Origin of the sequence: Streptomyces cathayae (genome assembly GCF_029760955.1) — a bacterium.
Classification (GTDB): Bacteria; Actinomycetota; Actinomycetes; order Streptomycetales; family Streptomycetaceae; genus Streptomyces; species Streptomyces cathayae.
Map to the genome: position 1 here is coordinate 343359 of NZ_CP121682.1, position 26930 is coordinate 370288.

At 72.1% G+C, this 26930-nt stretch carries 21 protein-coding genes; 9 read left to right on the plus strand and 12 right to left on the minus strand.

What is annotated here, in order from left to right; translation table 11 throughout:
• Window positions 1–84 precede the first annotated feature (84 nt).
• The 10 genes from narI (PYS65_RS01620) to PYS65_RS01665 all read right to left on the minus strand — a co-directional run bounded on the left by narI (PYS65_RS01620) (window position 85) and on the right by PYS65_RS01665 (window position 13715).
• A complete protein-coding gene (gene narI, locus PYS65_RS01620) occupies window positions 85–852 on the minus strand; it encodes a respiratory nitrate reductase subunit gamma (RefSeq protein WP_279331891.1) in 768 nt (255 codons plus the stop codon).
• Window positions 849–1541: a nitrate reductase molybdenum cofactor assembly chaperone gene (narJ, locus tag PYS65_RS01625; protein ID WP_279331892.1), complete on the minus strand. Its 693-nt coding sequence runs from the start codon at window positions 1539–1541 to the stop codon at window positions 849–851. The genes narI (PYS65_RS01620) and narJ (PYS65_RS01625) overlap by 4 nt, the downstream gene beginning before the upstream one ends.
• Entirely contained in the window at window positions 1538–3298 is a 1761-nt protein-coding gene (gene narH / locus PYS65_RS01630; RefSeq protein ID WP_279331893.1) for a nitrate reductase subunit beta, read from the minus strand. Before narH (PYS65_RS01630) ends, narJ (PYS65_RS01625) begins: the two co-directional genes overlap by 4 nt.
• Entirely contained in the window at window positions 3298–6999 is a 3702-nt protein-coding gene (locus tag PYS65_RS01635; RefSeq protein WP_279337818.1) for a nitrate reductase subunit alpha, read from the minus strand. The genes narH (PYS65_RS01630) and PYS65_RS01635 overlap by 1 nt, the downstream gene beginning before the upstream one ends.
• 206 nt (window positions 7000–7205) lie before the next feature.
• Window positions 7206–7694 (minus strand): hemerythrin domain-containing protein, encoded by a 489-nt coding sequence (locus tag PYS65_RS01640; protein WP_279331894.1) that lies wholly within the window; start codon window positions 7692–7694, stop codon window positions 7206–7208.
• A gap of 108 nt (window positions 7695–7802) precedes the next feature.
• On the minus strand, window positions 7803–9071 hold the full coding sequence (locus tag PYS65_RS01645) for an MFS transporter (RefSeq protein ID WP_387036458.1): 1269 nt from the start codon (window positions 9069–9071) through the stop codon (window positions 7803–7805).
• Window positions 9072–9442: 371 nt separating this feature from the next.
• Window positions 9443–10423, minus strand: a complete 981-nt coding sequence (locus PYS65_RS01650; protein ID WP_279331895.1) for an Acg family FMN-binding oxidoreductase — start codon at window positions 10421–10423, stop codon at window positions 9443–9445.
• Window positions 10424–10556: 133 nt separating this feature from the next.
• Window positions 10557–11003, minus strand: a complete 447-nt coding sequence (locus PYS65_RS01655; RefSeq protein WP_279331896.1) for a hypothetical protein — start codon at window positions 11001–11003, stop codon at window positions 10557–10559.
• Window positions 11003–12445 (minus strand): multicopper oxidase domain-containing protein, encoded by a 1443-nt coding sequence (locus PYS65_RS01660; protein ID WP_279331897.1) that lies wholly within the window; start codon window positions 12443–12445, stop codon window positions 11003–11005. The genes PYS65_RS01655 and PYS65_RS01660 overlap by 1 nt, the downstream gene beginning before the upstream one ends.
• Entirely contained in the window at window positions 12435–13715 is a 1281-nt protein-coding gene (locus PYS65_RS01665; protein WP_279331898.1) for a TIGR04053 family radical SAM/SPASM domain-containing protein, read from the minus strand. The genes PYS65_RS01660 and PYS65_RS01665 overlap by 11 nt, the downstream gene beginning before the upstream one ends.
• Window positions 13716–13959: 244 nt before the next feature.
• Between PYS65_RS01665 and PYS65_RS01670 the strand changes: the two genes are divergently transcribed.
• The 9 genes from PYS65_RS01670 (at window position 13960) to PYS65_RS01710 (ending at window position 24503) form a co-directional block, all read left to right on the plus strand.
• Entirely contained in the window at window positions 13960–17676 is a 3717-nt protein-coding gene (locus PYS65_RS01670) for a nitrate reductase subunit alpha (protein ID WP_279331899.1), read from the plus strand.
• Between the two features lies 1 nt (window position 17677).
• Window positions 17678–19234, plus strand: a complete 1557-nt coding sequence (narH, locus tag PYS65_RS01675) for a nitrate reductase subunit beta (protein WP_279331900.1) — start codon at window positions 17678–17680, stop codon at window positions 19232–19234.
• Window positions 19231–20073 carry a nitrate reductase molybdenum cofactor assembly chaperone gene (gene narJ, locus PYS65_RS01680; RefSeq protein WP_279331901.1) on the plus strand — a complete coding sequence of 281 codons (843 nt, stop codon included), beginning with the start codon at window positions 19231–19233 and terminating at the stop codon, window positions 20071–20073. Before narH (PYS65_RS01675) ends, narJ (PYS65_RS01680) begins: the two co-directional genes overlap by 4 nt.
• On the plus strand, window positions 20070–20867 hold the full coding sequence (gene narI, locus PYS65_RS01685; protein WP_279331902.1) for a respiratory nitrate reductase subunit gamma: 798 nt from the start codon (window positions 20070–20072) through the stop codon (window positions 20865–20867). Before narJ (PYS65_RS01680) ends, narI (PYS65_RS01685) begins: the two co-directional genes overlap by 4 nt.
• Window positions 20864–21502: a vitamin K epoxide reductase family protein gene (locus PYS65_RS01690; protein WP_279331903.1), complete on the plus strand. Its 639-nt coding sequence runs from the start codon at window positions 20864–20866 to the stop codon at window positions 21500–21502. The genes narI (PYS65_RS01685) and PYS65_RS01690 overlap by 4 nt, the downstream gene beginning before the upstream one ends.
• A 141-nt stretch (window positions 21503–21643) precedes the next feature.
• Window positions 21644–22447, plus strand: coding sequence for a polyphosphate kinase 2 (gene ppk2, locus PYS65_RS01695; RefSeq protein WP_279331904.1), 804 nt, complete (start codon window positions 21644–21646; stop codon window positions 22445–22447).
• Window positions 22448–22550: 103 nt separating this feature from the next.
• Window positions 22551–23318 carry a sulfite exporter TauE/SafE family protein gene (locus PYS65_RS01700; RefSeq protein WP_279331905.1) on the plus strand — a complete coding sequence of 256 codons (768 nt, stop codon included), beginning with the start codon at window positions 22551–22553 and terminating at the stop codon, window positions 23316–23318.
• A gap of 82 nt (window positions 23319–23400) precedes the next feature.
• Window positions 23401–23808: a hypothetical protein gene (locus tag PYS65_RS01705; RefSeq protein WP_279331906.1), complete on the plus strand. Its 408-nt coding sequence runs from the start codon at window positions 23401–23403 to the stop codon at window positions 23806–23808.
• A gap of 290 nt (window positions 23809–24098) precedes the next feature.
• Window positions 24099–24503 carry a PepSY domain-containing protein gene (locus tag PYS65_RS01710; protein ID WP_279331907.1) on the plus strand — a complete coding sequence of 135 codons (405 nt, stop codon included), beginning with the start codon at window positions 24099–24101 and terminating at the stop codon, window positions 24501–24503.
• A gap of 39 nt (window positions 24504–24542) precedes the next feature.
• Here the strand turns inward: PYS65_RS01710 and PYS65_RS01715 are convergent, their stop codons facing one another.
• Both PYS65_RS01715 and PYS65_RS01720 read right to left on the minus strand, forming a co-directional pair.
• Entirely contained in the window at window positions 24543–26072 is a 1530-nt protein-coding gene (locus PYS65_RS01715) for a sensor histidine kinase (protein WP_279331908.1), read from the minus strand.
• Entirely contained in the window at window positions 26069–26893 is an 825-nt protein-coding gene (locus PYS65_RS01720) for a response regulator transcription factor (RefSeq protein ID WP_279331909.1), read from the minus strand. Before PYS65_RS01720 ends, PYS65_RS01715 begins: the two co-directional genes overlap by 4 nt.
• Window positions 26894–26930 lie beyond the last annotated feature (37 nt).

A 26930-nucleotide genomic window follows, 5' to 3' on the forward strand; every position in this document is an offset into this window, starting at 1 on the left:
GCCGGGAACCCCATCCTCGCGGTCCCGGAGCGACCGGACGGTGACGACACGGCAGCGTGCGCGCTCCCCCGTGCCTACCCGGTGCTACCCGGTGCGCTCCCAGCCCCGGGGCGGTGTGCGGGTGCCGAGGGTGGTGTCGCGGCTGCGGTAGACGATGTAGGGGCGGGTCAGGTAGCCGAGGGGGGCGGTGAGCATGTGGACGAGGCGGGTGAAGGGCCAGGCCGCGAAGAGCAGCAGGGCGCTGAGGGCGTGGAGCTGGAACAGCACCGGGGCGCCGGTCATCAGGGCCGGGTCGGGCTGGAGGGAGAAGATGGAGCGGAACCAGGGGGAGATGGTCTCGCGGTAGTCGTAGCCGCCGCCGGCGATGTTCGCGGCCACGGTGGCGGCGAGGCCCAGCACGATGGTCGCCGTGAGGGAGACGTACATGGCCTTGTCGTTGCGGGTGGTGGCGGAGAAGACCGGGCCCACGGTGCGCCGCCGGTAGATCAGGATGGCGATCCCGCCGAGGGTGGCGACGCCGGCGACGGTGCCGAGGACGACCGCGCCGATGTGGTACACGTTCTCGCTCACCCCGACGGCCTCGGTCCAGCTCTTGGGGACGATCAGGCCGACGACGTGGCCGATCAGCACGACGAGGATGCCGAAGTGGAACAGGGGGCTGCCGATGCGCAGCAGCCGCCGCTCGTACAGCTGGGAGGAGCGGGTGGTCCAGCCGAACTTGTCGTAGCGGTAGCGCCAGATGTGGCCGAGGACGAACACCGCGAGGCAGACGTAGGGCAGGGCGACCCAGAGCAGGACGCCGCCGGTGCCTGCCTCCGCCGCCAGGGTCACGGGCTGCGCGGACGCGGTCATCGGGGACCTCCTACGACGGGGTCGGGCAGGAACACGGGGGACGCGTACGGATCGAGTCCGACCTGTTCCTCGGGCGGGCCCTGGGCGGCGAGTCGCAGGACGGCCTCCCGGTCGTCGCCGGCGAGGGCGGGCAGGGTGGCGGAGACGGATTCCAGGACGTGCGCCCAGGGCGAGTCGTCGTCGGTCAGGGCCAGCCGCAGCAGTTCGAGGCCGGCCCGGTGTTCGGTGAGCAGGCGTGCTCCCGCGTCGGGGTCGGCGGCGGCGAACTCGAGGACGACGGCGAGGTGGTCGGGCAGTTCGTCGTCGGCGAGCCGCCAGCCGGCCGCGGCGTAGGTCTGTTTCAGCCTCAGCAGGCCCATGCCGCGCTTACGGGTGTCGCCGTGCGCGTAGTACGTCAGGTACGGGCAGCAGCGTTTGCGGTGGTCGAAGGTGGCGACGTAGGCGGCGGTCAGGTCGGCGGGGGCGGTCCGCTCGGCGTGTGCGGTGAAGCGGAGCAGGGGGCGGGCCACGGCCGGGTCGGGGAGGGCGTCGGCGACCCGGCGGGCCAGGGCCAGGTGGTCGCCGAACGCGTCGTCGGGGTAGGCGAGCAGCAGGGACTGGGCCTGCCAGGCGGAGGGGTGCCAGGGCCGGGTGCGGGATGCCCGGGTGCTCTTCGGGAGCCCGGCGGGCTTCGGGGACTTCCGCTTCATGGTGTCGGCTCCGTCTTTCCGTCGTGGCCCGTGCCCGGGGCGTCACCGCCCCCGTTGTCGCCGCCCCGGGACGGTGTGTCCGGGAACAGTCCGGGTGGGGAGCCCTTGCCGTCCCAGTTGAGGAGGTTCACCCGGGTGGCCTTGTCGGTGGGGGTGGCCGGGGTGTCGGAGGTCTGGCGGTCGCGCAGGGCGTGGAAGCTCTCCACGGCGATGGGGGCGGCGCCGCCGGAGGTCTCGCCGAAGGGGCCGGAGCCTCCCATGCCGGGGCCGCCCTCGTAGTCGAGGCTGCACTCGGTGGCCAGTTCCTCGAGCTGGTGGGCCTGTTCGGCGTGGGCGGGCGGAATGACGTACCGCTCGTCGTACTTCGCGAGGGCCAGCAGCCGGTACATGTCGTAGACCTGCTCGCCGGTCATGCCGACCGCCTCGGGGATGGCGTCGTTCGGTTCGCGTCCCAGGTTGATGTCGCGCATGTAGGCGCGCATGGCGGCCAGGCGGTGCAGGACCGCGTCGACGGGGGCGGGGTCGCCCGCCGTGAACAGCTGGGCGAGGTAGTCGACGGGGATGCGCAGGGCGTCGACGGCGGCGAAGAGGTTCTGGTGGTCCTCGGCGTCGCGTCCGGTGTCCCGGACGGCGTCGACCACCGGGGACAGGGGCGGGATGTACCAGACCATGGGCATGGTCCGGTACTCCGGGTGCAGCGGCAGGGCCACCTTGTAGGTGTTGATCAGGGAGTGGATCGGGGAGCGCTGCGCGGCCTCGATCCAGTCCCGCGGGATGCCGGCCCGTTCGGCCGCGGCGACGACCCGGGGGTCGTCCGGGTCGAGGAAGACCTGCCGCTGCGCCTCGTACAGGCCGGTGTCGTCCGGGGTGGAGGCGGCTTCCAGGACCCGGTCGGCGTCGTAGAGGACGAGGCCGATGTAGCGCAGCCGGCCGACGCAGGTCTCGGAGCAGACGGTGGGCAGCCCGACCTCGATGCGCGGGAAGCAGAACGTGCACTTCTCGGCCTTGCCGGTGCGGTGGTTGAAGTACACCTTCTTGTACGGGCATCCGGTGACGCACATCCGCCAGCCGCGGCACTTGTCCTGGTCGACCAGGACGATGCCGTCCTCCTCGCGCTTGTAGATCGCGCCGGAGGGGCAGGAGGCCGCGCAGGACGGGTTGAGGCAGTGCTCGCAGATGCGCGGCAGGTAGAACATGAAGGTCTGCTCGAACTCGAACTTGATCTTCTCGGAGACCTGGTTCAGCAGGACGTCCTTGTCGCCGTGGTCGGGCGAGCCGCCGAGGTCGTCGTCCCAGTTCGCGGACCAGGCGATCTTCATGTCCTTGCCGGTGATCAGGGACTTGGGGCGGGCGACGGGGGTGTGCTCCTGGAGCGGGGCGTTGGTGAGCGTCTCGTAGTCGTACGTCCAGGGCTCGTAGTAGTCGTCCAGGGAGGGCAGTTTGGGGTTCGAGAAGATCTGGATCAGCTTCTTGAACCGGCCGCCCGCCTTCAGCCCCAGCCTGCCGCGCTTGTTGAGCTCCCAGCCGCCCTGCCAGGTGTCCTGGTCCTCGTAGCGGCGGGGGTAGCCCTGGCCCGGGCGGGTCTCGACGTTGTTGAACCAGACGTACTCGACGCCGGAGCGGTTGGTCCACGCCTGCTTGCAGGTGACCGAACAGGTGTGGCAGCCGATGCACTTGTCGAGGTTCATCACCATCGCCATCTGCGCCATCACCCGCCCGATGGGGGCGGGCCCGGCGGATGCTTCGCCGACGGCCATCAGTACGTCACCTCCTGGTTCGAGCGGCGGCGGACGACGGTGACCTCGTCGCGCTGGTTGCCGGTGGGGCCGAGGTAGTTGAAGGCGTACGACAGCTGGGCGTAGCCGCCGATGAGGTGGCTGGGCTTGATCAGCAGCCGGGTCAGGGAGTTGTGGATGCCGCCGCGCCGGCCGGTGGTCTCGGTGCGGGGCACGTCGATGAGCCGGTCCTGGGCGTGGTGCATGTAGACGGTGCCCTCCGGCATACGGTGCGAGACGACCGCGCGGGCGGCGACCACACCGTTGCGGTTGACGGCCTCGACCCAGTCGTTGTCGTGCACGCCGATCTTCTCGGCGTCCTCCTTGCTCATCCAGATCGTCGGGCCGCCCCGGGAGAGGGAGAGCATGAACAGGTTGTCCTGGTACTCGGAGTGGATGGACCACTTGTTGTGCGGGGTCAGATAGCGCACGGTCACGCCCAGTTCGCCGACGTCGCCGATGCGTGGCTCTCCGAACAGGGCGTCCATGTTCAACGGCGGCCGGTAGACGGGCAGTTCCTCACCGAGTGCGGACATCCAGTCGTGGTCGAGGTAGAAGTGCTGCCGGCCGGTGAGGGTGTGCCAGGGCTTGAGACGCTCGACGTTGACGGTGAACGGCGAGTAGCGGCGTCCGCCGGTCTCCGAACCGGACCACTCCGGCGAGGTGATGACCGGGACCGGCGCGGCCTGGGTGTCGGCGAAGGTGATCTGCTTGCCCTCGTGTTCGGCCGCCAGGTCCGCGAGCCGGGTGCCGGTGCGCGCCTCCAGGCTGTGGAAGCCCTGGGTGGCGAGGTGGCCGTTGGTGGTGCCGGACAGGGCGAGGATCGCCTCGCAGGCGTGGGTGTCACGCGCGAGCGAGGGACGGCCGTCGGCCGTGCCGCCGCGCACGGTGCCGTTCTTGTGCCGCAGGTACTCCAGTTCGCGGTCGACCTTGAAGGTGATGCCCTTGGTGGTGGCGCCGAGGGTGTCGAGCAGCGGTCCGAGCGCGGCCATCTTGTCGGCGACGGCCGCGTAGTCGCGTTCGACGGTGACGAGTTTCGGCATGGTCCGGCCCGGGACCGGTTCGCACTCCCCCGCCTTCCAGTCGCGGACCCGGCCGTGCGGGTTCGCCATCTCGTCCGGGGTGTCGTGCAGCAGCGGCGCCGCGACGACGTCGGTGCGCACGCCCAGATGGCCGGCCGCCTGCCGGCTGAACTCCTTGGCGATGGCGTGGAAGGCGTCCCAGTCGCTGCGGGTCTGCCACGGCGGGGCGATGGCCGGGTTGAAGGCGTGCACGAAGGGGTGCATGTCCGTGCTGGACAGGTCGTACTTCTCGTACCAGGTGGCGGCCGGCAGGACGACGTCGGAGAAGACCGTGGTGCTGGTCATCCGGAAGTCCAGGGTCAGCAGCAGGTCGAGTTTGCCCTCGGGCGCCTCGTCGTGCCAGACCACGTCCCGCGGGCGGGCCTCGGGCGGCGCCTCGGTGGCCCGCACGGAGGCGTCGGTGCCCAGCAGGTGCTTGAGGAAGTACTCGTTGCCCTTGGCGGAGGAACCCAGCAGGTTCGCCCGCCAGATGGTCAGCACCCGCGGGAAGTTCTCCGGGGCGTCCGGATCCTCCCCGGCGAACTTCAGCCGCCCCGCCTTGAGTTCGTCCACCACGTGGTCGGCGACCGGGCGGCCCCGCGCCGCGGCCTCGTCCGTCAGGTCGAGCGGGTTGCGGTCGAAGGTGGGATACGACGGCATCCAGCCCATCCGCGCCGACTGCGCGATGACGTCCGCCGTGGTCTTCCCGGCGAACGGGCCGCCTTGGCCCGGACCGGCCGCCGCGAGGGTGTCCGCGGAGAACGGGTCGTAGCGGAACTGGTCGGCGTGCAGGTACCAGTAGGCGGTCTGGATCATCAGCCGGGCCGGCCGGTTCCAGTCGGCGGCGGTGGCGATCGCCGAGTAGCCGGTGATCGGGCGGACCTTCTCCTGGCCGACGTAGTGCGCCCAGCCGCCGCCGTTGACGCCCTGGCAGCCGGTCAGCGTGGTCAGGGTCAGGAAGGACCGGTAGATGGTGTCGGAGTGGAACCAGTGGTTGGTCCCCGCCCCCATGATGATCATCGAACGGCCGCCGGACTCCTCGGCGTTGGTGGCGAACTCCCGGGCGATCCGGGCGACCCGGTCCGCGTCCACTCCGGTGATCGCGGCCTGCCAGGCCGGTGTGTACGGCTCCTCCGCGTCCTCGTACGAGGCCGGCCACCTGCCGGGCAGTCCCTCCCGGGCCACTCCGTACTGGGCCAGCAGCAGGTCGTAGACCGTGGTCACCAGGCGGCCGGCGATCCGGCGCACCGGCACCCCGCGCCGCAGCCGGCCCGCCGAGCCGTCCGGGGCGTCGAAGCGCGGCAGCAGGACGGTGACCGGCGCCTCAAGGGTGCCGTCGGCGGACAGCGACGGATCGGTGTCGCCCAGGTCGAGGTTCCATTTGCCGGCCCCGGACTCGCCGAAGCGGTCGCCGAGCGTGCCGTTCGGCACCACCGGCTCCCCGGTGGCCGCGTCCAGCAGCACGGTGCGGAAGTCCGCGTGCTCGGCCTCGGCGGCCTCACCGCCGAGGTCGGCGGCGGTCAGGAACTTGCCCGGTACGTAGGCACCGGTCTCGGCTCCGGCTCCGGCTCCGGCCTCGTCGAGGGTGACCAGGAAGGGCAGGTCGGTGTACCGCTTGACGTACTGCTCGAAGTACTCCGTCTTCCGGTCGACGAAGAACTCCTTGAGGATCACATGGCCCATGGCCATGGCCATGGCGCCGTCGGTGCCCGGCTGGGCCGGCAGCCACTCGTCGGCGAACTTCACGTTGTCCGCGTAGTCCGGGGAGACCGCGACCACCTTCTGCCCCCGGTAGCGGGCCTCGGCCATCCAGTGCGCGTCCGGGGTACGGGTCACCGGCAGGTTGGAGCCCCACATGATCAGGTAGCCGGCGTCCCACCAGTCCCCCGACTCCGGTACGTCGGTCTGGTCGCCGAAGACCTGCGGCGAGGCCACCGGCAGGTCCGCGTACCAGTCGTAGAACGACAGCATCGCGCCGCCGAGCAGGGAGTAGAAGCGTGCGCCGGCCGCGTGCGAGACCATCGACATGGCCGGGATCGGCGAGAACCCGGCCAGCCGGTCCGGGCCGTGCTCCTTGATGGTGTGCACGTGCGCGGCGGCCACCATCTCGGTCGCTTCCGCCCAACTGGCCCGCACCAGACCGCCCTTGCCGCGTGCCCGCTTGTAGCGGCGGGAGCGCTCGGGGTCGGAGACGATGTCGGCCCAGGCCGCCACCGGATCGCCGAGGCGGGCCTTGGCCTCCCGGTACATCTCCAGCAGTACGCCCCGCACGTACGGGTAGCGCACCCGGGTCGGCGAGTAGGTGTACCAGGAGAAGGCCGCTCCCCGGGGGCAGCCGCGCGGTTCGTACTCGGGGCGGTCGGGGCCCACCGACGGATAGTCGGTCTGCTGGGCCTCCCAGGTGATGATGCCGTCCTTGACGTACACCTTCCACGAGCACGAGCCGGTGCAGTTCACCCCGTGGGTGGAGCGCACCACCTTGTCGTGCGACCACCGGTCCCGGTAGAACTCGTCCGCCTGGCGTCCGCCGCTCCGGTGCAGGGTGCGCAGGTCCTTGGAGACCTCCGCCCGGGTGAAGAACCGACGGCTGCGTACCAGGGCCTCCGCCAGATCACCGTCCATGCCCGCAGGTCCCGGGCTGATCTCCGTGCTCACCGTGCCACTCCGCTCCGGGCACACGTGGCCCGTTCGAATCGTGATCGGTTTCGGCCGTTCTCGACTCTAGGACCACTTCCCACCCGAAGGTCAACAGCCACACCAGAATTCTGCGTTTTTCGTGAAGATCGACAGCGGTGGAGTGCGGCTGTCCGGATGCGGTGGATCCCCCTCTACGCCTCCGTCGTGGCAGCGGGGCGGGGCAGGGCGCCACCCACTTCCTCGCGCACCGCGTCGACCGTGGCCCACTGCTCGGTGCTGAGCACCGCGAGCGCGGCCGGGAAGACGCCGTCCTGCTCCTTGAGGATGTGGTCGCGCAGCAGCTCCATCGCCTCCATCAGCCGGTCCGGCCAGGCCGGGTCGCCCGGGACGGCTCCGTCGGCGGCCTGTTCCAGCACCGCGTCGACGTGCCGGTGTTCCGCCTCCAGGGTGGCGATCTGGTCGGGGAAGTCCTCGGCCATGGCGGGGAACAGGCCGCCCTCCTCCACCCGGGTGTGCGGGCCGAGCACGGCCGCTGTCTCCCGGGCCACCTGTGCCATCCGGACCACGTCACCGGCCTCGTGGGCGGGGCGCAGGTGGCTGATCAGCCGGACGACCTCGTCGTGCTCACGGGTCAGCTCGTCGATCGACGCCAGGGACTGGCAGCCGCAGTACTCGCACACCGGATCTTCTCCTTTTCTCTTTGCTTGCTCTTCGTTCCCTCTTCGCTTCTTGCCGCTTTTTCACTGCCCTTCGCCGAGGTTTGTCGACTTCCCGTTCGTCGGTGCTCCCTACACGGTGCTCCCGGCGTGGTGCCGGTCCCCGGTGTGCCGCTCGGCCCTCTCGGCCGCGGCGCGGACACCGGTGAGGGTGTAGACCAGCGCCGCGGCGGACACCATCGCGAGCAGCACCAGACCGACGGCGTACGACCCGTACGCCCCGTACAGCGAGCCCATCACCAGCGGCGGCAGGAACCCGCCCAGGCCACCCGCGGCGCCGACCACACCGGTGACCGAGCCGACCTGGTCGGCCGGGGTCAGCCGCGCCACCAGCGCGAAGGTCGCCCCGCTGCCCGCGCCGAGCGCGGCCGCCATGGCGAGGAACGCGATGGTCCCCACCGGCGCCAGCACCGGGGTGAACGACTGCACGAGCGCGCCGGCCACGACCACGGCCAGCGAGCCGGCCAGGACCCGGACCGGGCCCAGCCGGTCGGACAGCCAGCCGCCGACGGGACGCATCGCCACCGCGAGCAGCACGAACCCGGCCATGCGGTTGGCGGCGTCGGCCTGGGTGAGGTCGTAGCCGGTCCTGAGGTAGGTGGGCAGGTAGACGGAGAAGGCGACGTAGCCGCCGAAGGCGACGGCGTAGAGCGCGGACGCCTGCCAGGTGATGCCCAGCTTCATGGTGGCGGCCAGCCGCCGGGCCAGCGGCAGGCTCGGTACGGTGCGGCCCGGTGCGTCGCGCAGCACCAGCGCGGCGACCACGGCGTACACGGCCAGCGCCGCGGCGGTGATCAGGAACGGTGTCTCCATGCCGTTCGCGTCGACCAGGGACACCGTGGTCAGGGCGCTGATGGCGGTGCCGCCCATGCCGGCGCCGAAGACGCCGATGGCCAGTCCGCGCCGCTCGGGCGGGAACCAGGGGCTGACGAAGGGCACGCCGACGGCGAAGGCGGTGCCGCCGATGCCGAGGAAGAACCCGCCGATGAGCAGTGCGGCGAGGGAGGAGTGCCCGGCCAGGCCCAGGTAGAGGACCGGCACGACCGTGGCCGCCGACACGACCGGGAACATCAGACGTCCGCCGAACCGGTCGGTCAGCGCGCCGACCGGGATACGGCCCAGGGAGCCGACCACGACGGGGACCGCGACCAGCAGCGACTGCTCGAACGACGTCAGGTCCAGGCTGTCCTGGAAGCGCGGGGCGAGCGGGCTGAGCAGTGCCCACGCCCAGAAGTTCACGGCGAAACCGACGGTGGCCAGAGCCAGCATCAGCCATGCCCGGCCGGGCACCCCGGCATCTGACGGTGGGCTGCCGTTCTTGGACTTCGGCGACTGGACCATGCTGTGTCCGTCCCTTCCTCTCACGTGGGTGCCGCGGCACCGGGACCGTGCGGAGACCGTGGGCCCCTTGCCCGCAGACCGAAGCCCCGTGACCACTGTCCGGTTCCGGGGCCTTGCCTCCCCAGAGGCCATGAGTCCCTGCCGTCGGGCGGACCGGTCCCCCGGGCGGGGTCCGGTCGTCCCACCGCCCGGCTTTGTTCCCCTCGGTTCCCAGGGGGCCGAATCGTGAAACAACGGCCCCGAGCGGTGGTGACCGGCTGCCCCCTCGTCCCGGGCGGTGGGCCGAACGTCCCTGCCCGGTCCCTGCCCGGTCCCTGCCCGGTCCCGGCGCCGGTCCCGGCTCGACGGAGCGGCCACCCGTCAGGCCCAGGTCATGGGCCGGGGAGGGGGCAGGCCGAGGCCCGGGGAGTACGTCCGCCGCCGGCGCCGTACCCGAAGCGGATCAGCAGCTGCGGGCAGCACCGCCGCCGCGGTCCCGCCATGGCCGCCCGCAGGTCCGGCCACTCCATCGCCTGGTGCAGCATCGAGGTGCGCACCCCGTGCCGGGTGGCCGTCAGCAGCACGCGCTCCAGGGCCTGCCCCGCCCTCAGCCAGTCCTCCGGCCGGTCGTGGGGGGTCCACAACAGGGCCACCTGCGCGTGGCGCTCGAACCGTACGGCCGGCAGCCGCGGCACACGCAGCACACCGTCGAAGTCCCGGACCGGCATCCGGCCGGCCGCGTCCCGCGGCCCCAGGGCGCTGAGGGGAATGCCGTAGGGGGCGTTCTCACCCCGGGGCGAGATCCAGGTGCGCATCTCACCGGTGCTCGCCGGGTCGGCGGCGTTGCGGGACTCGGCGGCCGCCGTCAGGTGCAGCAGGCGCCGGGTGCCGATGATGTCGGGGACGTCCAGCTGGGCCCGCTCGACGCGGGCCGCGCTGATCATCTCGGCCGCGATCGGCTCCGGTACCGGACGGCCGGTGAACGGCATCCGGCTGGTGTGCCGGCGTTCGACCGCCTCGTACAGGCCGGACAGGGGCAGTTGCCCGGCCGGGGTGGTCCCGACCAGCTGCACCGTGGCCAGCAGGTCCGGATCGTCCGCGGCGGGGAGCAGCCGGACGACGGGGACCCAGCCCAGGCGTTCCGCGGCCACCCGGAGGTTGAAGACGGCCGCGCCCACCGATATGTGCTGGGCGCGCAGGTGGGGATCGGCGGCCGGCAGCTTCCGCCGGCGGTCGACCCTGACCTGGATCGTCCTGCTGTCCGGGTCCAGGCCGAACCGCCAGGGCTGGGTGTTGTGGATCGACGGGGCCGCGACCGCCGCGGCCAGCAGGTCATGAACGGCGGTGGCATCCAGTTCCCGGGTCTGCGTCACGGCACGGCTCCTTCGCAACGGCTCCTCGCGGAGTGTCCCCTCCGCTCCGTCCACTCTGCGCCGTGCTCCCGCTCCGGCAGGAGGGTTGACCGGCCCCACGCTGCGGGCCATGTGGCCCGGTTCTCGTGAGGGGTCAGGTGACCGGCAGGGCGGTGGCGAGCAGGACGACGCCCAGGGAGCCGACCAGGGCGACGACCGCCAGGGTCCGGGCCGTCTCCGTGCGGCCCTGGGAGTGGGCGATCCCATGGCCCGCCGCGGCGAGCATCACCACGGCGAACAGGGCGAGTTTGGCCGCGAGGGTGCGGCCGTGGCCGGGCTCGGCGAGGGATGCCCAGGTGACGCCCCGGTGCCGGGCCATGGCCCATCCGGTGGCCAGTTGCATGGGCAGGAAGACCGCGCCGGTGAGCATCCCGAAGCGGCGGCCGGCCGCGGCGGTGAAACGGTCCTTGGCCTCCGGGGCGAGCAGCCGCCGGGCCAGCGGCAGGACCACCAGCGACAGGGCCAGCTGCCCGCCGACCCACAGGGCGGCGCCCGCCACATGCGCGAACCGGACCAGGGACCACCAGCCGACGGTGTCCACTACCCGATCACCTCCACGGTGCCGTGCGCGCCCGCTTCGGCGTGGCGCATGTCGTGATCGACGAAGGAGTAGTGGCCGGCCTCCGGAAACGTCGTCTCGACGAAACCACCCTGCGCCGGAGCCAGGTCCAGTACCTGCGCGCCGCCCGGATCCCCGGGGCCCAGCAGGAGGACGCCCTCCTTGTACACGGTGTCGAAGACGGTGCCCACGATGTGGAAGGCGATGCCGTTCCTCGGCCCGGCGGCGACCACCCAGAACCGGACCCGTTCACCGGCCCGCACCCTCAGGGGCCGCTCGGCGTACTGGGCGGCGACCCCGTTGAACGTCCAGGCGTCCGGCTCGTTCCGGCGCATCTTCGCCACCTGGGCGGCGCTGCCCGGCGTGCCGAGGTAGAGCTCGGAGGAGACCAGCGCGTATTCGTGGTCGGCCTTCCTCAGCCCCGGCGGGTCGATGACCACGGCGCCGTACATGCCGTTGCCGATGTGCTGGAGCATGGGCGCGGTGCTGCAGTGGTACAGCCAGGCGCCGGCCTTCTCGGCGCGGAAGCGGTGGACCAGGCGCTCGCCGGGCTCTATGGTGCGCATCGGCCCGTCGGGGGCGAGGGAGCCGGCGTGGAAGTCGATGCCGTGGCCCATGCCCGGGTCGTCGTTGATCAGGGTGATCTCGAAGACGTCGCCGATCCTGCCGCGCAGGGTGGGGCCGGGCGCGGTGCCGCCGAAGGTCCACATCCGCTGTGTCACGCCGGGAGCGACTTCGACGTCGGTGCGGGCGGCGCGCAGTTCCGTCCGGTGCACCGTCTTGCCGGGTGCGGGGGCCAGGTCGGCGGGGCGGGGCCGCCAGCCGGCGGAGAACCCGGCGGTGAGGTCGGGGCCGTCCTCCGTGCCGGAGCCGGAGGCCGCCGTGCGGCCGTCGTGTTCCGCGTCTGCGCCACCGTCCCCGCCGAAGCCGTCGTCGACGGCGGCGGCAGCGGCGACGGCGACGGCGACGGCGGCAATGTACAGGGTCATCCCGGCCGCCCGGTGGCCCGGCAGGGTGCACCACGCCTCACGGTCCTCGGTGACCGGGCCGAGGTCGAGCACACGGCTGTCGCTCCGGGCCAGCATCGGGGTGGTGGGGCCGTCCTCCACCTCGAGGTCGTGCCGCTGGGCATCGGTGTTGGTGACCTTCAGCCGCAGTGCGGTGCCCGCGGCGACCTCGATGCGGTCCGGCCGGACCCGCATGTCGGTCAGGGTCACGGCGACGGTGCGGACGACTTTCGTGGCACCGGCCGCGGTTCCGGCGGCGACATGCGAACCGCCGGTGTTTCCACCGCTGTTGGCGACCAGTACGGCCAGCACGGTCAGTACCGTGCCCGCGACGGTGCCCCACAGCGCGGGCCGCCGTGCCGTACGGTCCGTGCGGCCGCCGCCGTCGGTGTCCGGGGCGTACCGCTCACCGTGCACGGTGCTCCTCGCCGTCCGGGGCGGCAGTGGGGCGGGGGGCTGCGGGCTGCCCGCCCCGGGGGCCGGCGGTCAGCAGTTCGGCCAGCTCCCGCTGGTACGGGAACGAGCCCGGCCGGTAACCGCACCACGGCTCCTCGGCGTACGGGTCGCCGGTGACGCCGTAGGCCCGGGACCGTGAGCCGCCGCAGACCCGGCGGAACTCGCACTGCCCGCACCGGCCGCCCAGCCGGTCGGCGTCCCGCAGCCCGGTGAACAGGTCCGAGGTCCGGTAGATCTCGGTCAGCGGCGTCTCGCGCACAGTGCCGGCGCCCAGCGGGAGGAAGCCGCTGGGGTGCACGCCGCCGGTGTGCGAGACGAAGACGAACCCGCGGCCCGCGTTGACGTCCAGCGGTGGGCGGCGCGCCCGGCGTACTCCGGCGTCCAGCCCCAACACTGCGGCACGGCCCCGCAGTTCGTGGTAGAGCGGGCCGAGTCCGAGCGCCCCGACATGGTCCTCCCCGCGTCGCGCGAGGATCAGACGCTGGAGCGCGACACGACGGAAGTGGTGGGCCTCGGTGGTCTTGGCGGGCACGGTCAGGCCCATGTCGTAGACGAAGTTGAGGACGTCCTCCACCTCGCCGGGCGTCAGTGCGCCCAGGGCGCGGCCGCGTCCGGTGGGCACCAGGAAGAAGGCGCTCCACAGCATCGCGCCGTGTTCGGCGACGAGGCGGACGATGTCGGGGAGGTCGTGCAGATCGTGCCGGGCGACCGTGGTGTTGACCTGCACCTTCATGCCGAGGGCGCGGGCCGCGTCCCAGGCGTCCAGGGTCCAGCGGAACACCCCCGGCACGCCCCGGAAGTCGTCGTGGAGTCCGGCTGTGGACCCGTCGAGGCTGAGGGAGAGTCCGACGGCTCCGGCCGCGTGCAGTTCGCGCAGCCGTTCCTCGGTGAGGGTGGGGGTGCCGGAGGGGGACACGGCGACCCGGACCCCGATCTGCCTGCCGTACGTGATGAGTTCGGTGAGGTCGGGGCGCTGGAAGGGGTCACCGCCGGTGATCACGAACAGCGGGGCGGGCTGTCCGAAGGCGGCCACCTGCCGCAGCAGGTCGCACACGGCTGCGGTGTCCAGCTCCCGCGGGTCGCGGTCGGGCACGGCCTCGGCACGGCAGTGGAGACAGGCCAGCGGGCAGGCCCGGGTGGACTCCCAGATGACGATGAACGGCCGCTCCCCCGCGTCGTGCCGTTGACGGCGGACGGCTGCCCGGTCGGCCGTCTCCGCGGCGGCGCTCACCGTTCGGCCCTCCTCGGCGTACCGGCGCGGTCTCGGGGACGGTCGATGTGGTCGTGCACGGGATACCTCCGGTTCGGTCGCCGTCAGCATCCCCCCGGCGCCGTGGCCGGGGCAGCGGCCGACGGGCTTCTCCGGCAGGGCCGTTGGTCCCTGTCAGGGGTGGGTGCAGGGGGCCGGAAGGTCCGGCGGTGGGGGCCGCCGGACCCAGGTGCGCGGAGATCACTGCCGCCTAGCGTTCCTGAGCATGGAGAACGATCAGAACGCAGGGCCGCGGGAGTCACGTACCGCCCATGACTGGCCTCTTGCGGCCCGTCGGCTGTTGACGCGCCGTGAGGTGTCGGCCGACGGCCGTGCCGTGTTCGGCGAGGGCGACCCCCGGTGGGAGGGGTTCTACCGGGACCGGTGGTCGCACGACAAGGTGGTGCGCTCCACCCACGGGGTGAACTGCACCGGCTCGTGCTCGTGGATGGTGTACGTCAAGGACGGCCTCATCACCTGGGAGCACCAGGCCACCGACTACCCGTCGATCGGCACGGACTGCCCCGAGTACGAGCCGCGCGGCTGCCCGCGCGGGGCGTCGTTCTCCTGGTACACCTACTCCCCCAGCCGGGTCCGCTACCCGTATGTGCGCGGCACGCTGCTGAAGATGTGGCGCGAGGCCCGGGGGCGGCTCGGTGACCCGGTGGCGGCGTGGGCGGAGATCACCGGCGACCCGGCGAAGGCCCGCGCCTACAAGCGGGCACGCGGCAAGGGCGGTCTGGTGCGGGCCGACTGGGACGAGGTGGCCGAACTGGTCGCCGCCGCGCATGTGCACACCGTCAAACAGCACGGTCCGGACCGGGTGGTCGGCTTCTCGCCGATCCCGGCCATGTCGATGGCCTCGTTCGCGGCCGGCTCCCGCTTCATGTCGCTGATCGGCGGCACCCTGCTGTCGTTCTACGACTGGTACGCCGACCTGCCGGTGGCGTCCCCGCAGGTCTTCGGCGACCAGACCGACGTGCCGGAGGCCGCGGACTGGTGGAACGCCGGCTACCTGATCATGTGGGGCTCCAACATCCCGGTCACCCGCACGCCCGACGCGCACTTCCTGACCGAGACCCGCTACAACGGCACCAAGATCGTCGCCGTCAGCCCGGACTACGCCGACAACGTCAAGCACGCCGACGAGTGGGTGTCCCCGCACCCGGGCACCGACGGTGCGCTGGCCATGGCGATGGGCCACGTGATCCTGCGCGAGTTCCTCGTCGACCGCGAGGTTCCGTACTTCCAGGACTACTTGCGCACGTTCACCGACGCGCCGTTCCTGGTGACGCTGCGGGAGCACGGCGACGACCTGGTGCCCGACGGCTTCCTGACCGCCGCCGACCTGGGGCGCGAGGACGAGAACGCCGAGAACTACGAGAACGCCGACTCCAAGACGGTCCTGCTGGACTCCGCCACCGGCGAGCCCGTCGTCCCGAACGGCTCCCTGGGCTTCCGCTGGGCGAAGTCCGGCGCGGGCAGCTGGAACCTCGACCTCGGCGACGTCGTCCCCGAACTGAGCCTGCTGGAGCGGGCCGGGGAGCGGGCCACGGTGGCGCTGCCCCGCTTCGACGAGGGTCCCACCGAGGGCGGTTCGAGCATGGTGCGCGGGGTGCCGGTCCACAGGATCGGCGGACGCCGGGTCACCACCGTCTTCGATCTGATGCTGGCCCAGTACGGTGTCGAGCGCCCGGGGCTGCCCGGCGACTGGCCGTCCTCGTACGACGACGCCTCGCGGCCCTACACCCCGGCCTGGCAGGAGACGGTCACCTCGGTGCCCGCCGAGCAGGCGGCCCGGATCGCCCGGGAGTTCGCCCGCAACGCGGAGCGTACGAAAGGCCGTTCCATGATCGCGCTGGGGGCCGGCACCAACCACTGGTTCCACTCCGACACCATCTACCGCGCGTTCCTGGCGCTGACCACGATGACCGGCTGCCAGGGCGTCAACGGCGGCGGCTGGGCGCACTACGTCGGCCAGGAGAAGGTCCGCCCCCTCACCGGCTTCCAGCACCTCGCCTTCGCCTTCGACTGGCAGCGGCCCACCCGGCACATGACGGGCACCTCGTACTGGTACCTCAACTCCGACCAGTGGCGCTACGAGGCGTTCGGGGCGGACGAGTTGGCCTCCCCGCTGGGCAAGGGCAAGCTCGAGGGCAGGACGTTCGCCGACTGCCTGGCACAGGCCGTGCGGCTGGGCTGGACACCCGGTCACCCCGGCTTCGACCGCAACCCCCTCGACCTGGCGGACGAGGCCGCGGCGCGGGGCCGCCCGGTCGCCGAGCACATCGTGGACGAACTCAAGGCGGGGCGGCTGAAGTTCGCCGCCGAGGACCCGGACGCGCCCGAGAACTTCCCGCGGGTGCTGACGGTGTGGCGGGCCAACCTGCTGGGGTCCTCCGGCAAGGGCAACGAGTACTTCCTGCGGCATCTGCTGGGCGCGGACGCGGCCGTCCGCTCCGAGGAGACCCCGCCCGGGGGGCGCCCGCGGGAGGTGGTCTGGCACGACGAGGCGCCCGAGGGTAAACTCGACCTGCTGGTCACCCTGGACTTCCGGATGACCTCCACCGGTCTGCTCTCCGACGTCGTCCTGCCGGCCGCGACCTGGTACGAGAAGGACGACCTGTCCAGCACGGACATGCACCCCTTCGTGCACGCCTTCACCCCGGCCATCGCCCCGCCCTGGCAGGCGCGCACCGACTACGACACCTTCCTCACCATCGCCGACCGGTTCAGCGAGCTGGCCGCCGAGCACCTGGGCAAGCGGACCGACGTCCTCGCGGTGCCGCTGCTGCACGACACCCCCGACGAACTCGCCCAGCCCGGAGGGGTGGTGAAGGACTGGAAGACCGGCGAGTGCGAGCCGGTCCCGGGGCGCACCATGCCGAAACTGGTGGTCGTCGAGCGGGACTACGCGGCCACCGGGCAGAAGATGCGGGCCATCGGCCCGCTGCTCGACACCCTGGGCACCACCACCAAGGGCGTCACCGTCCACCCCGACCGGGAGATCGAGGACCTGCGCCACCGCTGCGGCACCGTCCGCGACGGAGTGGGCGCCGGCCGGCCCTCGCTGGCCACCGCCTCCGACATGTGCGAGGCGATCCTGGCCCTGTCCGGCACCACCAACGGCCGCCTGGCCACCGAGGGCTTCCGCGAGCTCGAACGGCAGACCGGCAGCAAGGGTCTGGTGGAGCTCGCCTCCGAACGCGAGGCCGAGCGGATCACCTTCGCCGACACCCGCAGCCGGCCGCGCTCGGTGATGACCTCCTACGAGTGGTCGGGCTCGGAGTCCGGCGGGCGCCGCTACTCCCCGTTCGTCATCAACACCGAGCACAAGAAGCCGTGGCACACCCTCACCGGCCGCCAGCACTTCTTCGTCCAGCACGACTGGATGACCGAACTCGGTGAACAGCTCCCCGTCTACCGCCCGCCGCTGAACACCCCGCGGCACTACGGCGACGAGCAACTGCGCGAGGACGGCCGGGCGGAGGTCACGGTCCGCTATCTGACCCCGCACTCGAAGTGGTCCATCCACTCCAACTACCAGGACAACAAGTACATGCTCGACCTGTCCCGCGGCGGTCCGGTCATCTGGATGTCCCTGGAGGACGCCGAGAAGATCGGTGTCAAGGACAACGAGTGGATCGAGGCGTACAACCGCAACGGCGTGGTCGCCTGCCGGGCCGTGGTCACCCACCGGATGCCCGAGGGGACCGTGTACATGTACCACGCCCAGGACCGCAACGTGAACGTGCCGAAGACCGAGGTCAGCGGCAAGCGCGGCGGCATGCACAACTCGCTGACGAGGCTGCTGCTCAAGCCCACCCATCTGGCCGGCGGCTACGCCCAGTTCACCTACGCCTTCAACTACTACGGCCCGACCGGCAACCAGCGGGACGAGGTCACCGTCATCCGCCGCCGCAGCCAGCGAGTGGAGTACTGACATGCCCCGTGGCGAAGCCACTGTCGGACGCGTGATGGCCCAGATCGCGATGGTGATGAACCTCGACAAGTGCATCGGATGCCACACCTGCTCGGTCACCTGCAAGCAGACGTGGACCAACCGCACCGGTGTCGAGTACGCCTGGTTCAACAACGTCGAGACCAAGCCCGGTGTCGGCTACCCCCGCCGCTACGAGGACCAGGAGCAGTGGAAGGGCGGCTGGACGCTCGACAGGCGCGGCCGGCTGGTGCTGCGCTCCGGGGGCCGGGTCAAGCGGCTGCTGTCGCTGTTCTCCAACCCCGACCTGCCGTCCCTGGAGGACTACTACGAGCCGGTCACCTACGACTACGACAACCTCATCAGCGCCCCCGCCGGACCCGACATGCCCGTGGCCCGGCCCCGCTCGGTGATCACCGGCAAGCCCACCGAGATCACCTGGGGCGCCAACTGGGAGGACGGCCTCGGCGGCGCCCCGGAGAACGCCGGCCGCGACCCCGACCTGTCGGGCGAGTGGGCCGAGAAGGTCAGGTTCGAGTTCGAGCAGACCTTCCTCTTCCACCTCCCCCGGCTGTGCGAGCACTGCCTCAACCCGGCCTGTGTGTCGGCCTGTCCGTCCGGCGCGATGTACAAGCGGGTCGAGGACGGCATCGTCCTGGTCGACCAGGACAAGTGCCGCGGCTGGCGGATGTGCGTGACGGCGTGCCCGTACAAGAAGGTGTACGTCAACCACGCCACCGGCAAGGCGGAGAAGTGCACCTTCTGCTTCCCGCGCATCGAGGCCGGCCAGCCCACCGTCTGCTCCGAGACCTGTGTCGGCCGGCTGCGCTACCTCGGTCTGCTGCTGTACGACGCCGACCGGGTCGGCGAGGCGGCGGCCACGCCCGACGAGAAGGACCTGCTGGACGCCCAGCGGAACGTGTTCCTCGATCCCTTCGCCCCCGAGGTCGTCGCCGCGGCACGGGAGTCGGGCATCCCGGAGGACTGGCTGGAGGCGGCCCGCCGCTCCCCGGTGTACGCCCTGGTGTCGAAGTACAAGGTGGCGCTGCCGCTGCACCCGGAGTACCGCACCCTGCCGATGGTCTGGTACGTGCCGCCGCTCTCCCCGGTGCTCGACGCGGTCGACGCGGCCGGCGGCGATCAGGACGACCCGGACCACGTGTTCGCCGCCGTCACCCGGCTGCGCATCCCGCTGGAGTACCTGGCGGAGCTGTTCACCGCCGGGGACACCGACGTCGTCGGCGGGGTCCTGATGAAGCTCACCGCGCTCCGCTCGTACATGCGCGGGCGCACCCTGGGCGAGGAGGGCGACGAGGCCGTGGTCAAGGCCGTCGGCCTCACCGGGCAGGAGGCCGAGGACCTGCACCGGCTGCTCGCCGTCGCCAAGTACGAGGACCGCTACGTCGTCCCCGCCGCCCACAAGGAGGACGCCGCCGCGCTCACCGCCATGGAGAACCGCTGCCCGGTCGAGTCCTCCGGCGACCCGGCGGGCACCGACGGCCGGCGCGTGCTGCTCGGCATCCCCACCCTGCGCCGCAAGAACTCCGGAGACCTCCCGTGAACCCACTGCCCGCCGGTGTCCCCGCCCTGGTCCGCGCCCGTGTCCGGGCCGCCGTACGCCGCCCGGACCGGACCGCCCCCGGCCGTCGGGGCCGGCTCACGCCCGAGGAGGCCGAGGCCCGCACACTGCTGCTGCGGCTGTGCTCACTGCTGCTGCAGTACCCGGACGCCGAACTCGCCACCACCCGGCCGGTGCTGACGTCCACGGTGGCCGCGCTGCCGGCGTCGCCCGCCGCCGGGCACCTGGCCGGTTTCACGGCCTGGCTCACCGCCCAGGAACCGGATGCCCTGGAGCGCCACTACGTCGAGATGTTCGACCTGCGCCGCAAGAGCAGCCTCTACCTCACCTACTACCTGCACGGCGACACCCGCCGCCGCGGGATGGCCCTGCTGATCCTGAACCAGCGCTACCGGGCGGCCGGTTGGGACACCGACGGAGGCGAACTGCCCGACCACCTCCCGGTCGTGCTGGAGTTCGCCGCCCTCGTGGGCACCGGCGCGGGCGAGGCGCCGCTGCGTCAGCACCGGCGCGGACTGGAGCTGATCCACCGGGCGTTGACCGACGCCGGCTCCCCGTACCGGCATGTGCTGGCGGCGCTGCTCACGCTGCTGCCGCCGCCCACCGAGGAGGACCGGGCGGCGGTGGCCCGGCTGGTCGCCGAGGGCCCGCCGAACGAGGAGGTCGGGCTCGACCCCTACGGAACGTACGGGGAGGGGGAGTTCGCCCCTCCTGGCACCTTCGTGCCCCCGCCGCCCGCCGCCCCGACCCGGGTCCCGCCCGTCACCCCGCCGTTCACGCCGCCCGTCACCCCGCCGAGCCGTACGGAAGGCCGCCGATGAACGCCCTGTCCCTCACCGTCGCCGCCTCTTCCCCCGTGAGCGGCCCCGAGTTGCTGCTGTGGGTGGCCGTTCCGTACGTCTGCCTGGCCGTGTTCGTGGTCGGGCACGTGTGGCGCTACCGGCAGGACCAGTTCGGCTGGACCTCGCGCACCAGCCAGCTCCTGGAACACCGCTGGCTGCGCTGGGGCAGCCCGCTGTTCCACCTGGGCGCGTTCATGGTGATCGCCGGGCATGTGGTGGGGCTCGCCGTACCGGCCTCGTGGACCGAGGCCGTCGGCATCGACGAGCACACGTACCACGTCACGGCCGTCTGGGCGGGCTCGGTGGCCGGTGTCGCCATGGTCGCCGGGCTCGGCATGCTGTGCGCCCGGCGGCTGCTGAGCCGGCGGATCCGGCTCGGCACCGACCGCAGCGACAAGCTCCTCTTCCCGCTGCTGTCCGCCACCGTCCTGCTGGGCATCGCCGCCACCGCCGCGCACAACGTCTTCGGCCCCGGTCACGACTACCGCTCCACCGTCTCCGTCTGGTTCCGGGGCCTGTTCACCCTCGCCCCGAAGCCCGAGGCGATCACCGGCGCCCCGCTGCTCTTCCAACTGCACGCCCTGACCGCCTGCCTGCTCTTCGCGGCCTGGCCGTTCACCCGTCTCGTCCATGTGTGGAGCGCGCCGGTCGGGTACCTCGTCCGGCCGTACCTGGTCTACCGGCGCAGGAACGCGTCGACGGCGGCCGTGCGGGCCGCGGCCGACGGCGCCGGGCGGATCCGGCCGCGCTCCGGCTCCCGGCCGGCCTCATGAACACGAGCGCCCCCTCCCCCGCGGCGGATCCCGCCGCCGTCCGGCCCCCGCGCACGGTGGGCGCCGGCCGCCGGACGGGTCTGGTGCTGCTGGTCACCGGGCTCGTCGGCTGGCTCGCGTCCTTCCAGCTCACCGTGGACGACTGGCGGTCGCTCATCGACCCGGCCCACCGGCCGGCGTGCGACATCAGCCCCGTGGTGAGCTGCGGCAGCGTCATGTCCAGCCCGCAGGGCAACCTGTTCGGCTTCCCCAACATGCTGCTCGGGCTGGGCGCGTTCGCCGCCGTCGCCGTGCTGGGTGTCGCCGTCCTCACTGGTGCCCGCCTCCACCGGGGGCTCTGGCTCGCGCTGGGCGCCGGGGCGCTGGCCGGGGTGGTCTTCGTGCACTGGCTGATCGTCCAGTCGCTGTACGAACTCAACAAGCTCTGCCCCTACTGCGTCGTGGTCTGGGCCGTCACCATCGCCCTCTTCTGGTACGTCACCGTGCACTGCCTGGACCGGGGGATCCTCCCCGCGCCCCGAAGAGTGCCGGCCGTGGTCCGGGACACCCACTGGATGCTGCTCGGCGCCTGGTACGGCGTGATCGCCGCACTCGTCCTCACCCGTTTCTGGTCCTACTGGCGCACCCTGCTGTGAGCCCCGCGGGCCGGCCTGCCGGGTGCACGCTCCGTCGCCGGTCAGTACGGTGGCGCTCTGGTGTTCCGGTGTTCCGGTGCCCGACCTGGACGAGGTGACCCGGCCGTCGGCGGCACGGGTCACCGGACGGTGGGAGGCGGCATGGCCGACAAGAAGACGGTGAAGCTGTCCCGTGCGGTGTACGAGAGCGAGCTGCTGCGGCTGCAGACGGAACTGGTCAAGCTCCAGGAGTGGGTGCGGACGGAAAAAGCCCGGCTGGTCGTCGTCTTCGAGGGGCGGGACGCAGCCGGCAAGGGCGGCACCATCAAACGGATCTCGGAGCACCTCAACCCGCGCGTGGCGCGGATCGCGGCCCTGCCCAAACCGACCGAACGCCAGCGCGGCCAGTGGTACTTCCAGCGCTACGTGGAACATCTGCCGGCCGCCGGCGAGATCGTTCTGTTCGACCGGTCCTGGTACAACCGTGCCGGCGTCGAACATGTCATGGGCTTCTGCACGGAGCAGGAGCACCGGCTCTTCCTCCGCCAGTGCCCGATCTTCGAGCGGATGCTGGTGGAGGACGGGATCCTGCTGCGCAAGTACTGGTTCTCGGTGAGCGACACCGAGCAGCAGGCCCGTTTCCGCAGGCGGCTGGAGGATCCGCTGCGGCGCTGGAAGCTGTCTCCCATGGACCTGGAGTCGCTCACCCGCTGGGAGGCCTATTCCCGTGCCAAGGACACGATGCTGGTGCACACCGACATCGCCGAGGCGCCGTGGTACGTCGTGGAGAGCGACGACAAGCGCAGCGCGCGGCTGAACATGATCGCCCACCTGCTGAGCACCCTGCCCTACCAGGAGGTGGTGCCCCCGGTCATCGAGCTGCCGGAGCGCCCGCCGTCCACCGGATACCAGCGTCCGTCACGTGACCTCCAGACCTATGTCCCCGACCACGCGGCGGGCCTCTGATCCGCCCCCGTCGGCCGCGGGCGAGTGCCCTTCGTGCATGATCGGTGTGGTCCCTCGACCTTCCGGGCGGGGAGGCGGCTCACCGATCGTGAAGGAGACGGCCTTGTCCATCTGGGAGGCACTGGCGGTCTTCGTCGCCGGGGTCGGCGCCGGCACCATCAACACGATCGTCGGCTCGGGAACGTTGATCACGTTCCCGGTCCTGCTCGCCACCGGGCTGCCACCGGTGACCGCCACCGTGTCCAACGCCCTCGGACTGATTCCCGGCTCCATCAGCGGCGCCATAGGCTACCGGAGCGAGCTCAAGGGCCAGCGCCGTCTCGTGCTGAGGCTGGGTGTCGCCGCGTCGGTCGGCGGGTTCACCGGAGCGGTGCTGCTGCTGTCCCTCCCCTCGACCGCCTTCGAGACGATCGTCCCCGTTCTCGTCGCGCTGGCGCTGGTGCTCGTGGTGCTGCAGCCCCGCATGTCCGCCGTCGTGCAACGGCGCCGTGCGCGCGCGGGCACGATCACCAGGACCGACGGCGGTCCCGTCCTCTTCGGCGGGATCCTCCTCTCCAGTGTCTACGGCGGCTACTTCACGGCGGCTCAGGGGATCATCTACCTCTCCCTGATGGGCATGCTGCTCGATGACACCCTGCAGCGGCTGAACGCCGTCAAGAACGTCCTCGCCGCCGTCGTCAACAGCATCGCGGCCCTGTTCTTCCTCTTCGTCGCCGACTACGACTGGACGGCCGTCCTCCTCATCGCCGTGGGCTCGGCGATCGGCGGGCAGATCGGGGCGAAGGTCGGGCGCCGGCTCCCCGCCCCCGCCCTGCGGGCCTTCATCGTCGTCGTCGGCACCTTCGCCATCGTCCAGCTGCTCCTGCGCTGACCTCTCCGCCGCCGGCGCCTTCGCCGGCCTCCCGCGCCTCTCCCGGGACCGGCGCCCGGATCACCCCGGCCCCCGTCAGGCCGTGGCCGGCGCGTACGTCCAGCGCGGCAGGACGCCGAGGCCGCCTGCCGGTACGCCGGGGCCGTCCTCGTACGGGGGCCGGGGCGTCCTCGCCCGGGCTGCGCGCGTCGGTCCGGCGTACCGCCGGCTGATCGGGCTCATCGCCCACCCACGTCTCACGGCCCGGCTTCGGCCCGTCGGGCCGGATCAGCAGGGTGTCGACGCGGTGCTCCCGGGCGGCTTCGACCAGAGCCGGGACACCTTCGGCCGCGTCCGTCGGCCGGCCGGTGCCCACCCGTCCGGCGGGGAAGCGGCCGAGTGCCTCATCCAGGCGATGGCGCGGGTACCGCTGCCGTGTCCACTCGACGGCCTCCTCCAGAACGGGGAGGACGAACCTGCGGCCCTGCCGCCGTGCTCCGTCTCCCCATGACCTCGCGGACCGTCTCAGGAAGCTTCTCGTGCACGGCGGGCCGTTCGCGGGGGTCGTCGACCGGAGCGGCGGGAACAGCCGGAAGGCTCCGCCGGACCGCGCACCGCAGGTCCGGAGATTTAGGGTTCCCCTGGCCTGACCGGGCTGATTCTCAAACCTTTCCCTAGCGCACGACTCGCTAGCGTCCTGGTGCATACAGGGGAGACCGGCGCCGCCGGGAACCGCAACGCAGTGCTGCGGTTCCTTGTGGCGGTCCGGGTCGCCCGGGTCTCGTTCCGAGGGAGGAACCGATGCGCAAGGCCAAGCTGATCGCCCTGGCCGGTGGCGGGGTGCTGCTGTCCGTGACCGTGGGGGCCGCCTTTGCTTCGGCGGGGCAGTCCGAGCAGGCGTCGAGCGGCGAGCAGGTGACCGTCCGGGCCGCGTCCGCCGGCTTCGAGATCGAGATCGACCCGGAGCTGGACGCCCGGTTCGGACCGCGGCCGGTCAACGCCGTCCAGGCCGCCGGGATCGTCACCGACAGCCGTCCCGGCGCCCGTGTGGTCAAGGTGGAGCTGGACGAGGAGGACGGCAGGGCCGTATGGGAAGTGGAGGCCCAGGACCGTGGCGGTGACATCGAGGTCCTCGTCGACGCCTTCACCGGCCGGATCGTCGGCCAGGACTCGGAGCCGTCAGAGGCAGAGGACGAGGACGACTGATTCGGTCACCCGCCCCGGCCCGGCCCCGACGCGACGCGTTCAGGCCGGGGCGGACTCGTCGTCCGTGGCGGTGACGGCAGAAGGAGAGACTGTGCGACCGCCTGTCCGGCGGGCGCCCGGCGGGGCAGGAAGGCGGCCGGGACCAGGACGGCCGGGATCGGCGCAGGGCAGGCTGACCACGGCGGCCAGTCCTCCCTGGGATGCGGCACGCAGGGTGACGTTGCCGCCGCCGGCGTGGGCGAGGCGCTGGACCAGTGCCAGGCCGAGGCCCGTGCCGCCCTTGGGGGCGTCGGGGGCGCGCCAGAAACGGTCGAAGGCGCGGAGGCGCTGCTCCTCCGTCAGGCCGGTTCCCTGGTCGATGACGTGCAGGTCCACGAACGACGTACGGCCGTCGGCAGCGGCGCGCCGGCGCTCGGACGCGCGGCGGTCGCGCAGGTGGATGGTCACGGTGCTGCCGGGCGGCGAGTGACGCAGCGCGTTGGAGAGCAGGTTGTCGAGGATCTGCTCGAGGGCGCCGGACGGGAAGAGCACGGGCCCGGTGCGCTCACCGGTGAGGGCCAGCTGCACATTCCGCTGTTCGAAGACCGGGGCCCACGTCTGGTGCCGTTCGGCGCAGACCCGTTGCGGGTCGACCACGTCCCGGGTGGCGGACTTCTCCTCCAGGCCGGCCATCATGAGCAGGCCCTCCACCAGACGCGCCAGGCGGTCGGTCTCGGTGAGCGCCGCGGTCAGGGACGCCCGGCCGAAGGGCGCGACGGCCGGCTCGAGGTTGTCCAGGCGCAGCCGCAGGGCGGCGAGCGGGGTCTTGAGCTGGTGAGAGGCTTCGCCGGCGAACGCACGCTGGGAGGCCAGGAGGTGTTCCAGACGGGCGGCGGTCTGGTTGAAGGTGGCGGCCAGACTGCGTATCTCCGGTGGCCCGTCGGTCACGGCGACCGGCCCGGGCAGACTGCCGTCGGCGAGACGGACGGTGGCCCGCTGCAGTTCGAGGATGGGGCGTGCGGCCCACCGGGCGACGGCGAACGCGAACCCGGCCACGACGGCCAGCACGGTGAGCCCGGCCAGGGCGAGCAGCAGCCACACCTGGTGGACGCGGCCGTGCACGGTGCCGGTGGGTACGGAGATGTGGACGGCGGCGTCGGGCGGGGTGGCATGACCGACGGGCGCGGCGACGGACAGGTACTGCACGCCGCCCATCCCGGAGGTGCGCACGTCGGCGGAACCGGTGCCGTTCAGGGCCGCGGCGACGTCCGGCCGCCCCAGCAGCTCACGTGCCTCCTGCTCGGACAGGGGGTGGGAGGCGGCGATGAGGCTGCCGGAGCGGCTGATCACGGCGATCCGGCCGCCGATGCGCCCGGCGCACTCCGTGACGCGTCGGGGCAGGTCCTGCTCCTCCCGGCCGGAAGCCAGGGACAGTTCGGCGAAGGCCGACAGCGAAGCCGCTTCCTCACGGGCAGCGTTGATCACGCGGTCCCGCTCGGCGCGGGAGTACACGAAACCCAGGGGGATTTCCAGGCAGAGCAGCACCAGGGCGGCGATGCTCAGGTAGGTGAGCAGCAGACGGCGGGTCACGGAGAGGCGCCCTCGAAGGCACCCGCGTGCCCCCGCGAACAACCGGTCGGCCCGGGAGGAGGCGCCTGCACCGCAAGCCGGAACCCCACACCGCGCAACGTCTGGATCCAGCCCGGGTGGCCCAGTTTCCGGCGCAGCGTGGCCACGTGGACGTCGAGTGTCTTGGTGGCGCCCTCGTAGTAGGGGTCCCAGACGTGTTCAAGGATCTGGCGGCGCGAGCAGACCGCCCCGGGGTCCTCGCACAGCAGCGCCAGCAGCTCGAACTCCTTCGGGGTCAGCGCGACCTGCGACCGGCCCACCCACACCTGTCGCGTACGACGGTCGACGACCAGCGTGCCGGGGACGTCCCCGGCTGCGGGAAGGGCTTCGGCCGTCGCCGGCGGGCCAGGGGGCCCGGAGACGGAGCAGCCGTGGGCCGGGGCGGCCCCGGCCGTGGTTCCCGGCGTGGTTCCGGTGCGGCGGGAGACGGCGCGGATGCGGGCGACCAGTTCCCGGAGGCTGAACGGTTTCGCCAGGTAGTCGTCCGCGCCCAGCTCCAGACCGAGCACCTTGTCGCTCTCCGCGCCCCGTGCGGTGAGAATGATGACGGGAACGTCCGAGACCTGCCGGATCCCACGGCAGACGTCGATGCCGTCCATGTCCGGCAGCCCCAGGTCGAGCAGGACGACATCCCCGAACGGGTCCGGATCCCCGAACGGCCCCGAGAGCCCCTCCGCACCCGTGGCGACCCAGGTGACCGACAGACCGTAGTTCCGCAGCCCCTCCATCAACGGCTCGGCGATCGTCTCGTCGTCTTCGATGAGCAGCGCCTGCATCCCCATGCGTCTTGTCTCTCTGTGCATCCCCACACGACCTTGC

Excerpts from the sequence above, each read along its gene's own strand:
- PYS65_RS01720 (WP_279331909.1), bottom strand. The coding sequence starts at position 26,893 with ATGGGGATGCAGGCGCTGCTCATCGAAGACGACGAGACGATCGCCGAG.
- narH (WP_279331900.1), top strand. The coding sequence starts at position 17,678 with ATGCCCCGTGGCGAAGCCACTGTCGGACGCGTGATGGCCCAGATCGCG.
- PYS65_RS01670 (WP_279331899.1), top strand. The coding sequence starts at position 13,960 with ATGGAGAACGATCAGAACGCAGGGCCGCGGGAGTCACGTACCGCCCAT.
- PYS65_RS01690 (WP_279331903.1), top strand. The coding sequence starts at position 20,864 with ATGAACACGAGCGCCCCCTCCCCCGCGGCGGATCCCGCCGCCGTCCGG.
- narJ (WP_279331892.1), bottom strand. The coding sequence starts at position 1,541 with ATGAAGCGGAAGTCCCCGAAGCCCGCCGGGCTCCCGAAGAGCACCCGG.
- ppk2 (WP_279331904.1), top strand. The coding sequence starts at position 21,644 with ATGGCCGACAAGAAGACGGTGAAGCTGTCCCGTGCGGTGTACGAGAGC.
- narI (WP_279331902.1), top strand. The coding sequence starts at position 20,070 with ATGAACGCCCTGTCCCTCACCGTCGCCGCCTCTTCCCCCGTGAGCGGC.
- PYS65_RS01710 (WP_279331907.1), top strand. The coding sequence starts at position 24,099 with ATGCGCAAGGCCAAGCTGATCGCCCTGGCCGGTGGCGGGGTGCTGCTG.
- narH (WP_279331893.1), bottom strand. The coding sequence starts at position 3,298 with ATGGCCGTCGGCGAAGCATCCGCCGGGCCCGCCCCCATCGGGCGGGTG.
- narI (WP_279331891.1), bottom strand. The coding sequence starts at position 852 with ATGACCGCGTCCGCGCAGCCCGTGACCCTGGCGGCGGAGGCAGGCACC.
- PYS65_RS01635 (WP_279337818.1), bottom strand. The coding sequence starts at position 6,999 with ATGGACGGTGATCTGGCGGAGGCCCTGGTACGCAGCCGTCGGTTCTTC.
- PYS65_RS01645 (WP_387036458.1), bottom strand. The coding sequence starts at position 9,071 with ATGGTCCAGTCGCCGAAGTCCAAGAACGGCAGCCCACCGTCAGATGCC.